This is a genomic window from Vibrio sp. 10N.286.51.B11 (assembly GCF_041469245.1).
Classification (GTDB): Bacteria; Pseudomonadota; Gammaproteobacteria; order Enterobacterales; family Vibrionaceae; genus Vibrio; species Vibrio crassostreae_C.
In genome coordinates this window covers 20,801-33,976 of the sequence record NZ_JBFRKI010000035.1, presented here as the reverse complement: position 1 = coordinate 33,976, position 13,176 = coordinate 20,801, and the positions used below count along the sequence as shown (strand labels likewise).

11 protein-coding genes are annotated in these 13,176 nt (G+C 40.6%); 10 read left to right on the top strand and 1 reads right to left on the bottom strand.

Annotation, left to right across the window (positions count from 1 at the left end; all coding sequences use genetic code 11):
• Positions 1-13: 13 nt before the first annotated feature.
• The 10 genes from AB4154_RS17270 to tssG all read left to right on the top strand — a co-directional run bounded on the left by AB4154_RS17270 (position 14) and on the right by tssG (position 12,650).
• Positions 14-1,333 carry a hypothetical protein gene (locus AB4154_RS17270; protein ID WP_372123680.1) on the top strand — a complete coding sequence of 440 codons (1,320 nt, stop codon included), beginning with the start codon at positions 14-16 and terminating at the stop codon, positions 1,331-1,333.
• Positions 1,314-2,306, top strand: coding sequence for a DUF2169 domain-containing protein (locus AB4154_RS17265; protein WP_371714311.1), 993 nt, complete (start codon positions 1,314-1,316; stop codon positions 2,304-2,306). Before AB4154_RS17270 ends, AB4154_RS17265 begins: the two co-directional genes overlap by 20 nt.
• On the top strand, positions 2,299-3,267 hold the full coding sequence (locus tag AB4154_RS17260; RefSeq protein WP_372123678.1) for a hypothetical protein: 969 nt from the start codon (positions 2,299-2,301) through the stop codon (positions 3,265-3,267). Before AB4154_RS17265 ends, AB4154_RS17260 begins: the two co-directional genes overlap by 8 nt.
• 582 nt (positions 3,268-3,849) lie before the next feature.
• Entirely contained in the window at positions 3,850-5,841 is a 1,992-nt protein-coding gene (locus AB4154_RS17255) for a protein kinase domain-containing protein (RefSeq protein WP_102333582.1), read from the top strand.
• 1 nt (position 5,842) lies between these two features.
• A complete protein-coding gene (tssA, locus tag AB4154_RS17250; RefSeq protein WP_029235906.1) occupies positions 5,843-7,417 on the top strand; it encodes a type VI secretion system protein TssA in 1,575 nt (524 codons plus the stop codon).
• 17 nt (positions 7,418-7,434) lie between these two features.
• Positions 7,435-7,941 carry a type VI secretion system contractile sheath small subunit gene (tssB, locus tag AB4154_RS17245; protein WP_017064520.1) on the top strand — a complete coding sequence of 169 codons (507 nt, stop codon included), beginning with the start codon at positions 7,435-7,437 and terminating at the stop codon, positions 7,939-7,941.
• An 8-nt stretch (positions 7,942-7,949) separates the two neighbouring features.
• The gene (tssC, locus tag AB4154_RS17240) at positions 7,950-9,425 is read left to right on the top strand and encodes a type VI secretion system contractile sheath large subunit (protein ID WP_372123676.1); all 1,476 of its coding nucleotides are present in this window, start codon (positions 7,950-7,952) and stop codon (positions 9,423-9,425) included.
• A gap of 60 nt (positions 9,426-9,485) precedes the next feature.
• A complete protein-coding gene (gene tssE / locus AB4154_RS17235; protein ID WP_017067543.1) occupies positions 9,486-9,896 on the top strand; it encodes a type VI secretion system baseplate subunit TssE in 411 nt (136 codons plus the stop codon).
• A gap of 10 nt (positions 9,897-9,906) precedes the next feature.
• Positions 9,907-11,655: a type VI secretion system baseplate subunit TssF gene (gene tssF, locus AB4154_RS17230; RefSeq protein WP_371714315.1), complete on the top strand. Its 1,749-nt coding sequence runs from the start codon at positions 9,907-9,909 to the stop codon at positions 11,653-11,655.
• On the top strand, positions 11,652-12,650 hold the full coding sequence (tssG, locus tag AB4154_RS17225; protein ID WP_029235222.1) for a type VI secretion system baseplate subunit TssG: 999 nt from the start codon (positions 11,652-11,654) through the stop codon (positions 12,648-12,650). Before tssF ends, tssG begins: the two co-directional genes overlap by 4 nt.
• A 29-nt stretch (positions 12,651-12,679) precedes the next feature.
• On the opposite strand, the gene AB4154_RS17220 is transcribed toward tssG, so the two are convergent.
• Positions 12,680-13,132: an Lrp/AsnC family transcriptional regulator gene (locus AB4154_RS17220; protein WP_017062578.1), complete on the bottom strand. Its 453-nt coding sequence runs from the start codon at positions 13,130-13,132 to the stop codon at positions 12,680-12,682.
• Between the last annotated feature and the right edge of the window lie 44 nt (positions 13,133-13,176).

The window sequence follows — 13,176 nt, the reverse complement described above, 5'->3', positions numbered from 1 at the left end:
ATTGGATTCACGGATGCGTCAAAAAATAGGTATTGATCAACTAAACCAGCCGATTACTAATGAAGATTTGGAACTCGCCATCACTAATGCGGAAAGTACGCTCGCTTTATTGGACGAGCTTCCTATCAAGTGGCTGGATATGTGTAATGAAAAGCTGTCACTGGCTTCGGAGACACTCGGTTTCTTGTTAAAGCAACGCTTACAAGTACATAAAAGGGGATACCCAAGCGTTAAACTGGAGTATTTAGCGCTGGCTGAGCGTCAGATTAAAGATTTAAAAAATGTTTATTTGTCTTTCTATCGTTTAGCTCCAGGGTTAATACATCAATTAAAGCAGAGCGAACCGGCTATTTATGCTTGGTTGATGTTGAGTTCTGAGCTTGGTCAAGACCAGCAAAACCTGCTTTGTGGTTTATCTATACTGGATGATTTAGATTATCAAACCACAAAATTGTTGTTGGTCCAGTCATCATTATCAGACATCGACTCTGTGATCATCGGAATGGTTGAAGGTGGTTGTAAGCTTCCCTTACTTTTCCTTGAATGCATACAGCTACGTCAGAGTATTACTGTCGGTTTATTAAAACGTTGGCTCAAAGATAAACGATTTTCCGATCATAAAACGCATTCGTTTTTATCTTTACAAAATGATTCAGAGAGCGTCATTTGGTTAGTTGAAAATACTGCGGGCAGTCAGAATTTGTTTGAACGATTACTTGCGAAGGAAGACAGGAATACATGGTTTCGTAAGGAGTTCGGTGTATCCGTCGATGGTGTCTTTGATCCTGAAGTCATTACTTTTGCCAAACTTTTAGAACTCAAAGAGTTTTCCAAGTTTGATACGAGCGGTGCGCTGGCGCCAATTGAGTTTGTTTTACATGGCCTGAATGAGCACGTTCCTGAAATAGTTGAATTGATGTTAAGCCTTGATGAGTTCGATGGCGAGCAATGGGTTCAGGCGCTCTATATTGTCTATGGACAACGTATGCCAGTGACACCAGAAAATTTTGGCCTCGACATTGAATGGGACGAAATACTCATAAAGTTAACAGAGTGGGTTGAAAGTGGTGCCTACATACAAGTATCACCAAGTCGAATGGGGCAACCTTTGACCTTAGAAACCAGTATACAAGCCATGTTCGATACTCAGGTTAGTACCGTATTTAGGGTTTGGATTTGGCGACAGGTTTGTCTTCACACTCGATCATACATTCCTTGGGATTTTACTATGCCTGCTCATCAACAAAACTGGAATATCACACGATTAACTCAGAATTCAGCAGCCTCAGAAAGGTTCAATTTAAGGAATAATAATGCAGTTGTGGGATATTGAGAATCATCCTGACCTTTCTATTAAAGGCAGATTCCAACGAGATCAGAATGGCGATGAGGTGTGGGTTGTTGTTGGAAAACGCTCTTGGAAACTCGTAGATTCAGTTTGGACGGAGCAAGAAGAGTCAGAGATTTACGACGATCCGATTTATTTGGGTGAAGCGGGGCTCTCCGCCATGAAAGTAGACCATGAATTTGCCATAGTCAAAGCCAATACTGATGTGCTGATTTTCGGTAAGGCACGAAGCTATGCAAAAAAGGCAGTTACGTACCACGAGTGTCGGCTTTTGATTGACGGTCACATTGATAAAACCATCTCGGTACTTGGTGATAGGCAATGGATTGAGCATGGTGGCAGTGTAACATTGAGTAAACCACTCCCATTTGTCGAAAAAGAGATCGATTTCTCATGTGCCATAGGCGGCGATTTAAGAAATCGACTCGGTGGAGGAGTTGCTGATAGCAAAGGTGAACTATTAAAACAGAAGGTTCCTTCTGTTTTCTATCCAACAGAGGATTGGAGTGCAACGTCAAAGAACACTCGAGTTGCGGGGTTTGGTCCGTTAGCGCCATTTTTTGGAGCGCGGCAGCGATACGCTGGTACTTTTGATGACGATTGGTTAGAGCATAGAAGGCCTCTCTATCCGGTAGATTTTGATCAGCGTTTTTATCAGAGCGCACCACAAGACCAACAATGCAAAGGCCTCATATCTGGCGGCGAACGTTTGATGATGAGTGGGTTTTGTCATGATGACTCGCTCTCTTTCCGCTTCCCTCAGGAAATGTATGTCGCAGAAGCGCAGTTCAAAAATGCTAATTATCAAGCTGATATGTTTATTTCTACCGTTTTCATCGATACCGAGACTCGCACACTTTCAATCAGCTATAGCGCTGCGTTTCCATGTCAAGGTGAGGAGCACCTGTTAGTGTCAACGAAGATTCATAAAAAACAGGAGTTTTCCGATAATGAATAACAATTCAGCACGATTTGTTATTGGGATGGAGGCCATGACACCAACCGGCATGAACCTTGATATCGCCACAACAGTCGCCAAAGCGGATTTGGGAAGGTTTGACCAGAAAGTGGACTTGGATGGAATAGAAAGGTTCACCTTCGCCAATATTGAATACACTTCGAAGACATCATTGTTTGATAAGTGTAAAGAGCTTATTGAGAGCTTAATTGGGTCTCTTTTGAAACAATTGCCTAAAGTATTAAAGCCTATTCCTCTACTAGTTAATATACCGGAGGCTCTTTCTGTTGTTGCGATGAGTGAGTGGTTAAATGAATGTAGGCATTGCGATTCAATCTCACATTATGAAGTTGTTCAACAAAGTGGGCCGTCACATTTAACGACATCATTAGCGAAATTGAACCAATTTGACGCAATTATGAGCATTTCGGTGGACTCACTTGTCGATGACCTTAGCGGTTTAATTGATGCCGGACAGGTAATGAGCTCATCTAATCCTTGGGGGATTATTCCAAGCGAGGGAGGGGCTGGAGTCATTTTGTGTCGAAACAATTTGGTTAAAACGTTAAAACTTAAGCCCTTGGCGCAATTAGGTTACTTTGACTTAGAAGCCGCAAACACAACTCGTAGAACAATGATGAAGTTAGTGAGAAATGCGAGCCGTAAGATCAAAAATTTTGGACCTGTATTCACTGACATGACTAATCTCAGATCTCACACTGAAGATTATGGCTTCGCGTTAGGTGCGCGCGCGGAATATTTCGAAAACCCTCAACAGCCGACTTTGATCAATGATTTATGGGGGACATTAGGTCGTTGTTCCGCATTGGCATTATTGGCTAGCGCGATCCGTGACGCACCTAACAGTAAACAGGTGACCCTGTTAATGTTTGATATTCAGGGAGAAAGGGCGCTCCTTCAATTGGTCCGAATGAAACATATTGGATTTGGTCCAAGTTAGTTCGGGGTCAACGTTTTTGTGTAACTATTGTTTATGAGAATTAGTTTAAGTTTGATGCTCTAGAGAGAGCTGCAATGTTCTTGTTATGTATTGCCAATTTGCACTTTTATCAATTGAGCTGAAATTTGCGAGCGTTACTTTTAACTTGAGGTGTTTGGCAAGTGGCTTAGCTACATCATTGTGTTAGGCATTTTAACAACTAACTTAAAACTCATTCATATTGGATAGTTTCTAATTGTATGGCTTTCATCTTAACTGCAGGATTTTAGGTTATCTCCAGTCTATTTAAAGGCTTCTAAATACGATTGAGTTGACTAGCTGCACTCCCAACTATTTATCATACTAAACGTTAATAATGTGATTTATGTCACGATGGGAATTTTAACCATTATTGAAACGGAAATTTATCTATATTTCGAGTGAAAAGTTGTTAGTCAATGAGTTTGTTATTACACGGCGTTATTTAGTAATAATAACTAAAGTAATAGTCTTACCGGGCGTTTTAAATACTGCTATTGAAAAGGGTATTGGACAGTAATTATTATCCAGCATTAATTTATTTCGTTTGATAAAGAGTTTAGCGTGCCAGAAAAGCAAGGGACAGCCAAAGGTTATCTAGATAAGTTGGTTGTGAAAGCGATCGAAAAGAAAAATCAGCAAGCTCAGAATATGGCTAATAAAAATAAGCCCAAGCTAGAGTATGTGATTTTCTCCCAATTTGACGTGTTAGATACATTACCTTCAAAAAATGGCAAAACGACTGTTTATCACCTGGCCAAGAAAGGGAACCCTGAAAAACAGGTTTGCTGTAAGGTTTTAAATGAAGGTTCATCTGAACTTGCGAATGAATTAATCATTAATGAAGCCAGTCGTCTTGAGATGTCTCAACATCCGAGTGTTGCTGATTTCATTAAAATAGGCAAAGAGTTCGATCGACCATACTTTATGTATCAGTGGATTCAGGGCGAATCTTTGGCTGAAAAAATGGCTCGTCATACTCCTAAAGGTTTTAGGCATGATCATATTGCGTGGCTGATATATCAATTATCTGGTGCGCTTGAGTTTATGCACACGAGAGGTGTCTGCCATTTAGATATTAAACCTTCAAACATTATTGTTACAGAGTCCGATTATGTAAAGTTGATCGACTTTGGTGCTGCTCGTTATGTTGGTGAATCTAATACTTACGCAGAAGCAAGCATGAGCTATGCGTCTCCTGCATTTATAAAGTCTGGCGTGGCTCAACCTCAAGATGACGTCTATTCATTGGCGTTATTAACTGGGCATCTATTTCTTGGTGCTGCATTTGGTGATGCTTGGACAACTCAATTACAAGCAAAAAAACGACCAGGTTTAATCCCTAACCATGTATGGAAGTTAATTAAAGATGTTGTCAACAACCCTCGACAGCACAGGTATACAGCGACTTCGTTTGCGCAGCAACTAGCTAAGATCGATACCCAAAAATTTGGTGCTGATGTAAGTGCTCCCTTATTTAGTAGTTTACGGAATGCTGATCTCGTTCTAACCAAACATCGAACTATTGACAGAATTCAAAGTGGTCGACTCCGATACTTAGAAGCGAGTTTGGTTCTGTGTGTCGTAATTATCACTGGCACATATTTATATAACCAAGGTCAGCCTGAATGGAAATCGATTGTTAAATCTACCAGCAGTTCAAGTAGCCTTGTGAGCACTATTAAACCTGCACAAACCGCGTCTTTTTTAGCGCAGTCTCCATGGGATATTGAATTCGCGTTACAAGATATGGAAAAAGATGTCGTCTCGACAGCTCCTTACCGAGAAGCTTATGAAGTCCAACAGAGCAAATTAGCTAAGTTGTATAAAAACTATGAATCGGACTTGAATGAATATGAAGGGGCGGTCGATCTACTTCCTAAAACTCTGATGTCGATCCGGCATGATCTCGTTGTTTTGCGAGAAAAACTGAACAGTGACGGCTCTCTATTTCCTTATGCAGATAAAGCGCTGACGGAAACGATGGCAAGTCTGAATAAGGCGACCATCAATTCACAAAATATTGCCGCCTTTGGTGGGAATCAAGAACAGCGTTTAGTCGAACTCATCTTAGATGGGAAATCAGATGTTGCAGACAGTGATATTGAAACTGCTTGGAAAGTAAACCAGTCAAGAGCCTATTTTTATAGTCATGTATTACCGCGAAAAGTGCTCAGCGGAATAGATGCCTCGATAGAGAAAAATGCAAAGCAGCATTATTACACCAAAGCAATTCTTGAGGCAGAAGCTGCGCAATCATTTTTTGGTAACACGCCAAAATTGAAAGCTAAAGTAAGAGCTCTAAAAGTAGCAAGAAGCGAATTTATCTTGTTCAGTACTGTAACTGAACAATCAGTATTTGGCCGACAGAAACTTCACGACTCGTTAGCTGATCTAGAGACTAATGCCCCTAAGAAATTCAGCGAAATAACGGAAATTCTTAATAGTATGGCAAGTGATTCTATAGACAAAAGTCATCAACTATCTAAACCAGCGCGAGGTGCTATAGCAATCGAGCGAGCAATTAGAAATTACAATTCTGAAAGCAGAGGTTAACTTGAGTCTGATCGATACTGAAACGCTATTAGCACCAATATCTGAACACTCACCAACTGGTGAGGATGCTAGGTACGAGTTTTGCTATGAAATGATGGAAGCCGAAGTGAAAAAATTTGGTTCATTATTTGGTGAGACTGTTGACTGGCATATAGTAAAAGTCCATTCGATTGAAGTGCTAAGTCAGCATAGTAAGGATCTTAAAGCGCTTTGTTATCTGATCCGTTCTTTGGTAGAGGACAAAGGCGAGATAGGGCTTGAGGAAGGATTATCTTTGCTCAATGACTCAATCAGTCGTTTTGGTCATGAGTTATACCCTAAACGTAAAAGAGGTAGAGATGGGGCTGTTGAGTGGCTCAATCATCAATTCAAACTCGTCGCGACTAAATTGTCTGCAGAATCCCTTGACTGGGAAGTTCTATCTCGATGTATCACACTAACTGAAGGTATCCAGCGTCAGTTTGACGAGATATTTCAAGACTCTGATGTAGACTTTTTCGAATTAAAAAGTCATTTGAATCAACTAATGCAGAACGCATCTTTAAATGAAGAAACGTTGGTTGAACACAGTTTGGCTGATTCCGAACCGCTCATTGATGTTGTTGCACTGTCCGAGAAAGCGATCGTTCCACAAAGCCACGAAGCTGACAGTCCTAAGACGCACACCACGCCTAATCAGAAACGAAGTAAACCTCGAGAGCACAGCACTGTAGACGTTGACACAGATTTTTCATCTCCGGCTGCATCAAAGCGTACGTTAAAAAAAGTGTCTGAGATCATGGTGCATTCAAATCCGACTGAACCTTTAGGATATCGGATTTACCGTCACCTGACATGGGCCGACGTTGATGGTTTACCTGATCACAAAGACAATCTAACGCCTCTTAGCCTCGCTGTGTCATCAGACCAGCAGGCGGAATATCGAGATAAAGCAAATCAAGAAAGTGATATCGATACGATCAAGCGTCTAGAGCGAACACTTACTGATGCGCCATTTTGGCTGACTGGGCATTATTTCGTTTATTCAATGTTAGACAATCTTGGGTATGACGAAGCTGCGTTGGCTGTAAAGCAAGAAACAAAGAGATTTGTCGATTCTTTTGAGGGAATTGAGAACCTCTCTTTCAAAAATTCTATTCCATTTGCGGATGAAGCAACGATTACTTGGTTGTCTACAGGTAACGCTTGTCCTTCGGGTAAGTCGTCAATAATTCAAACTATTGTTGTAGCTGAAGATGATCTATCTGAGATGGAGGATATTGCCCTAGGTGACTTGGGTAAATATGTGGCTGAACTGTCAAACAAACTCGAGTTGGATAACTCCGGTCGTGGACAATTCATGTTGCACTTAAAGTTAGTGAAGGCCTACCAAAGTGTTGGTTTATACCCTTTGTGCTTGCCTTACTTGGAACAAAGTTGGGCGGTGGCTAAGGAACTAAATCTATCAATTTGGGAACCCCATTTGTTTTTTTCTTTAGAAAATCTAATTCAAAAAACTCTAAAGGAACTATATCGAACTAAGGATTTTTTACCTGTGAGATATAGCGAATGGGAAACAATTTATGACCAGCAATAAACTAGAAAGGACTAATTATGTCACGTGATGGCTCGGTGGCTCCGAAAGAGCGAATTAATATACGTTATGTTCCAGCAACAGGTGATGCGTCTGATGATGTTGAACTGCCCCTAAGTATGATGGTTGTCGGTGACTTCACTGCTCGTGCAGATGAAACTCCGATCGAAGAGCGTAATCCGATTAATATCGATAAAGATAACTTTAACGAAGTATTAGAAGGTTACGCACCGAATATCAAAGCAAATGTTGAAAACCGTCTTTCTGATGAAGAAGGTGCGCAAATTGGCGTTGATATTACATTCAAAAATATGAAGGACTTTACTCCAGAGTCGATTGCGAAGAGCGTTCCTGAGCTGAATGGTTTACTAGAACTTCGTGAAGCCTTGGTTGCATTGAAAGGCCCTCTAGGGAATGTACCTGCTTTCCGTAAGAAGATTGCAGCAGTTCTTCAAGATGAAGAAGCAAGAAAGAAACTTTTGGATGAACTAAGCATTGGTGCAGACCAAGGCGAAAAAGCAGAGTAAGGAAGATCATGTCGGCAGAAGCACAAGCACCAGAACAAGAAGCAGCTCTAGTTGAGCCAGGCTCTCTTCTGGATAGCATTTTAAATGAGACTCGCCTTAAACCTAGTGATGAGGGTTTTGACGTTGCAAAGCGTGGCGTTGAAGCATTCATTGGTGAGTTATTAAGCAGCTCAACAGTAGAAAAAGTAGACCAGTCTTTAGTTGATTTGATGATCTCTGAGATTGATCAAAAGTTGTCTAAACAGGTTGATGCAATTCTTCACAACGAAGAAGTTCAAGCGATTGAATCAACATGGCGTGGTCTTAAATATCTTGTTGATCACACGGACTTCCGTGAAAACATTCAAATCGAACTTATTTCGGCTAAGAAAGACGAAGTTCTGGATGATTTTGAAGATGCTCCTGAAGTAGTGAAATCAGGTTTATACAAGCAGATTTATACTCGTGAATACGGTCAATTTGGTGGTAAGCCTGTAGGTGCCGTTATTTGTGATTACCAACTATCTGCGTCTTCGCCTGATATTAAACTAATGGAATATATGGGTAATGTAGGTGCTATGTCTCATGCACCATTTATTACTTCTGCATCTTCTCAATTCTTTGGTTTAGATTCTTATGAAGAATTACCAAACTTAAAAGACTTAAAGTCGGTATTTGAAGGTCCTCAGTATACTAAGTGGCGCGGATTCCGTGAGCACGAAGACGCACGTTATGTTGGGCTGTGTACATCACGTTTTATGCTGCGTACGCCATACTCAGTTGAAGACAACCCAATTAAGGCGTTTGACTACGATGAAATGGTTACGGACAGCCATGACAATTACCTTTGGGGTAACTCAGCTTATGCTATGGCTTCAAAGATCAGTGAGTCGTTTGCAAAATATCGCTGGTGTCCAAACATTATTGGCCCGCAAAGTGGTGGTGCGGTAACCGATTTACCGGTTTATAACTTTGAAGCGATGGGTCAGATCGAAACTAAGATCCCAACCGAAATTCTGGTTTCTGACCGCCGTGAGTATGAACTTGCAGAAGAAGGCTTTATGGCTTTAACAATGCGTAAAGGTTCTGATAACGCAGCGTTCTTCTCGGCAAACTCAGTTCAAAAACCAAAAGTGTTTGCGAATACACCTGAAGGCAAGCAAGCTGAGATGAACTACAAGTTGGGTACTCAGCTACCTTACATGTTCATTATTAACCGCTTAGCTCATTACATTAAAGTACTTCAACGTGAGCAAATTGGTTCTTGGAAAGAGCGTACCGATTTGGAAGTTGAGCTAAATAAATGGATCCGTCAATACGTATCTGACCAAGAGAACCCGCCAGCAGAAGTTCGTGGTCGTCGACCGTTACGAGCGGCTAAAGTCGAAGTGTCTGACGTTGAGGGTGACCCAGGTTGGTATAAAGTATCGATGTCTGTTCGTCCTCACTTCAAGTACATGGGCGCGAGCTTTGACTTATCTTTGGTTGGTAAGCTAGACCAATAATAAGTTTGGAAATAAATAAGCGGCCAGGTTTACTGGCTGCTTTTTTTCTTAGAGTGTTATATGGAAAAAGGTTACCGATTATTAGAACGAATTGAACTTGGTGAGCCGAAAAATTGTTATGAAAAAGTGGTTTCACACAGGCATTTAATTGAATCCATTCATCTGCACCTTGCTGATTTGCTTAATACTCATGCGGGTAATGCAATGATCGATGGGGAATATGGCTTACCTGATTTCAATGATGTTCTATCGAACAACACCAATTTAGTTCGTCACATCCAAAAGAACATCACTTCCACAATAGAAAGCTTCGAACCTCGGCTACGAAGTGTTGAAGTACATTACCGAGAAAATCACAACAACCCTCTTCAATTAGGCTTTGGCATATGCGGAGAAGTCTTACACAACGGTGGAAAAGTTCCGATGTCTATCGATGTCTATATGGGAACTGACGGCCAATTTAACGTTTAGTAGGTGCCCATTGAGTAACAGTAAATACTTTCAAGATGAACTCACATATCTACGAGAATCCGGCAGCGAATTTGCCAAGTACAATCCAAAACTGACCAACTTTTTGTCTGAAGGAACATTCGATCCTGATGTAGAACGTCTTCTTGAAGGTTTTGCGTTTCTTACTGGCCGTATTAGAGAAAAGATTGATGATGAACTCCCAGAGCTCACTCAGTCGTTAATGACGCTGTTGTGGCCACATTACATGCGCTCGATTCCTTCGTTATGCATTAGCGAACTAACGCCACACTCCGGAAGTGTCACTGAAAAAACAGTGGTGAAGCGTGGGGCTGAGATGGCTAGTGAACAAGTGGAAGGTACGCAATGTTTATTCAGAACCTGCTATGACGTAGAGCTTTTCCCCTTAAAAATCACAAGCATTGACCAAAGCAACAGTCGAACAAGCTCATCTGTTGATGTGACACTTGCGACTGAACATGGGCTAGAGTTATCTCGTATCGGGTTAGACAAATTAAGGTTTCATTTACATGGTGAGATCCATATAACTAGAATTCTTTTCTTATGGATATTTAGATATTTAGACTACGTCGAGTTAGACGTGGGCGGTGGGTATAAACGTAAACTTGGACCTGAATTTGTTAAACCGGTTGGGTACCAAGACGACGAAGCGATACTGCCATATAGCGACAATTCATTTGCAGGTTATCGTTTGTTGCAAGAATATTTTTCTTTGCCAGACAAATTTATGTTTTTTGATATTACGGGTCTCGATTGGCTAAAAGGGATACCACAAAGAAGTACCGTGAACCTTAAATTCCATTTTAAGAGAGCATTACCTGCCGAAGTTGTTCTGAAAGATAAGCACTTAAGGCTACATTGTACGCCAGCTGTGAATCTATTCAAAAAAGATGGTGATCCAATTCGGCTTGAACATCGTCGCAATGAGTATAAAGTTCGGCCACAGAGTGACAACCAGGACCACTACGAAGTTTATTCAATAAACCAAGTAGAAAGTTGGAGCAAAAATGAAAGGCGACGAAAACCTCTTATTGAATTTGAGTCCTTTGAACACCAAATAAATCAAAGAGATAAACGTGATTTCTACAAGTCAAAAGTTTCAGAGCGAGTGAGTGGAAGAGGGCTTGAGCGTTATATATCTTTTCATACCCACAATGGGGATATTGCAGACCTAGGAACCGAAACGGTTTTGATGAAGTTATTGTGCAGTAATGCAGATTTGTCTGAAAGATTGTCTGTAGGAGACATCATATATACCACACATAAATCTCCAACTTACGCCACGTTTAGTAATATTACTAAACCTACGCAATCTGTTAGCCCGCAAGTGAATGGCGAACTCCAATGGCAACTGATTGCTAATATGTCATTGAATTATCTATCGCTCTCTAATATTGATGTACTCAAGGTTTTACTGTCTACATATGACTTCCATTCTAGAGTGGATAGGCAGGCTCATAGGGCTTCGTTGCACAGGCTTGACGGCATTATCTCATCAGAAATGAAACCTATCGATAGAGTGTTTAGAGGGGTATCCGTTCGTGGTAATCAATTTAAGCTTAAGATGAACTCTAGTTTTTTTGTCAATGAAGGGGACATGTTTTTGATGGCAAATGTATTGAATGAGTTCATACGCTTATATTCAAGTGTTAACTCATTTACAGAGTTAGAAGTCTACGATGAACGCAGTGGCGAAAGCTACCAATGGGCAAGTTTAACTGGACAGCAAACAATCTTATGATTGATGAATTATCAGAAAAAATAAACGAATTTAGCTTTTTTCAAGCAGTTTTGTTGTTAGAGAAGCACTACCAACTATTACCGGGCAGTGATTTTGTAGCGGTTGGTGAAAACAAATATTTTTATCAAGAGAGAATTGCGTTTAGTGTCTCACCAAACCTCTGTTTCCCCAAAAGTGATATGGAATTCATCAGTCATATGGAAAGGTCTGGTGAGCACTATTCGAGAATTGAAACTAACTTTTTAGGATTACACGGTTCAAGTTCACCTTTGCCCGCGAACTATACAGAAAAATTAGTAGGTAGAGATGATGATGATAATCCAGTTAGAGACTTCTTTGATTTCTTCCATAATAGATATACCAGTTTAATCTATCGTGTTTGGAAAAAGTACCGTTATCATGTTCAGTATCAAAGCGATGCAACAGATGACTTTTCTGGGCGTATGCTGCACCTAGCAGGGTTGTCTAATGTTATTCAAGAGTCCGATACGATCGGGCTTGATCGTGCAAAGATTTTGTCTTACGTCAATCAGCTATCTACCAGGACACGCTCTCCGAAACTGATTTCTGGCATTGTTGCGCACTATTTTTCATTACCAAGTGTTCGAATCGAAGAGTGGGTCTTTCGAAGAGTAAAAATTGCCGAATGCCAAAGGAATCAATTAAATAGAACGAATTGTATTTTGGGTTCAAATTTACATTTAGGTAAGAGCATCCCAGATCTAAACGGTAAGTTTAATCTTTGTATTGATAACATTGATTTCGAGACGTTCCGAAAGTTCTCCTATGGAGGAGATTTCCATAAAACTTTAGTGGGGTTGATGCGTTTTATTCTTCGTGACCCCATGTCTTGGGATTTAAAGCTAACCGTTGATTTAGACTCAGTTCCAAAGAACCAACTCGGTCAAGGTGATGGGACGAGTTTGGGGCAAACTTTTTGGTTGGGTCAAGCAGGTACGAAAGATGCGAAGATTAGAGTAATTGGAGGCATTTAAAAAAGCCGCTCATAAGAGCGGCTTTATTTTTAACGACTGATTGGCTGGTGTAGCACTACTGTTGTATTGAGAGAGCGAATGCCATTGAAAGACTCTATCTCATTACATAAATGGTGTATTGATTGCAGATCAGGAGCTTCAATCAAAGAAATAATGTCGTAGGTCCCCCCAACAATGCTTGTAAGTCTGACTTCAGGTAGTTCTTTTAATGCATTACTTACATCATTTTTCTTACCTTTTTCACAAGAAATTAGCAAATAACTGGCCGCTTTTCTCCCGTCATTTTCTACTCTTATTTGTGCCGTATACCCTTTGATAATACCGGTCTTTTCAAGCCTGTTGATGCGTTCAGCGACCGCTGTTCGCGACAAGCCGATGTTGCGAGAAAGATTAGCAATCGATTCTCGCCCATTGGAGAGTAGATTCGAAAGAATTTTACGATCTAGTTTGTCTAAGCCTTGTAAACTAATGTTGGACATCATGTGTTCTGCCTTTTCTGAATTATTATTGTATTTGTATTTGTATT

Excerpts from the sequence above, each read along its gene's own strand:
- AB4154_RS17270 (WP_372123680.1), top strand. The coding sequence starts at position 14 with ATGCGTCAAAAAATAGGTATTGATCAACTAAACCAGCCGATTACTAAT.
- AB4154_RS17265 (WP_371714311.1), top strand. The coding sequence starts at position 1,314 with ATGCAGTTGTGGGATATTGAGAATCATCCTGACCTTTCTATTAAAGGC.
- AB4154_RS17260 (WP_372123678.1), top strand. The coding sequence starts at position 2,299 with ATGAATAACAATTCAGCACGATTTGTTATTGGGATGGAGGCCATGACA.
- tssB (WP_017064520.1), top strand. The coding sequence starts at position 7,435 with ATGTCACGTGATGGCTCGGTGGCTCCGAAAGAGCGAATTAATATACGT.
- tssC (WP_372123676.1), top strand. The coding sequence starts at position 7,950 with ATGTCGGCAGAAGCACAAGCACCAGAACAAGAAGCAGCTCTAGTTGAG.
- tssE (WP_017067543.1), top strand. The coding sequence starts at position 9,486 with ATGGAAAAAGGTTACCGATTATTAGAACGAATTGAACTTGGTGAGCCG.
- tssG (WP_029235222.1), top strand. The coding sequence starts at position 11,652 with ATGATTGATGAATTATCAGAAAAAATAAACGAATTTAGCTTTTTTCAA.
- AB4154_RS17220 (WP_017062578.1), bottom strand. The coding sequence starts at position 13,132 with ATGATGTCCAACATTAGTTTACAAGGCTTAGACAAACTAGATCGTAAA.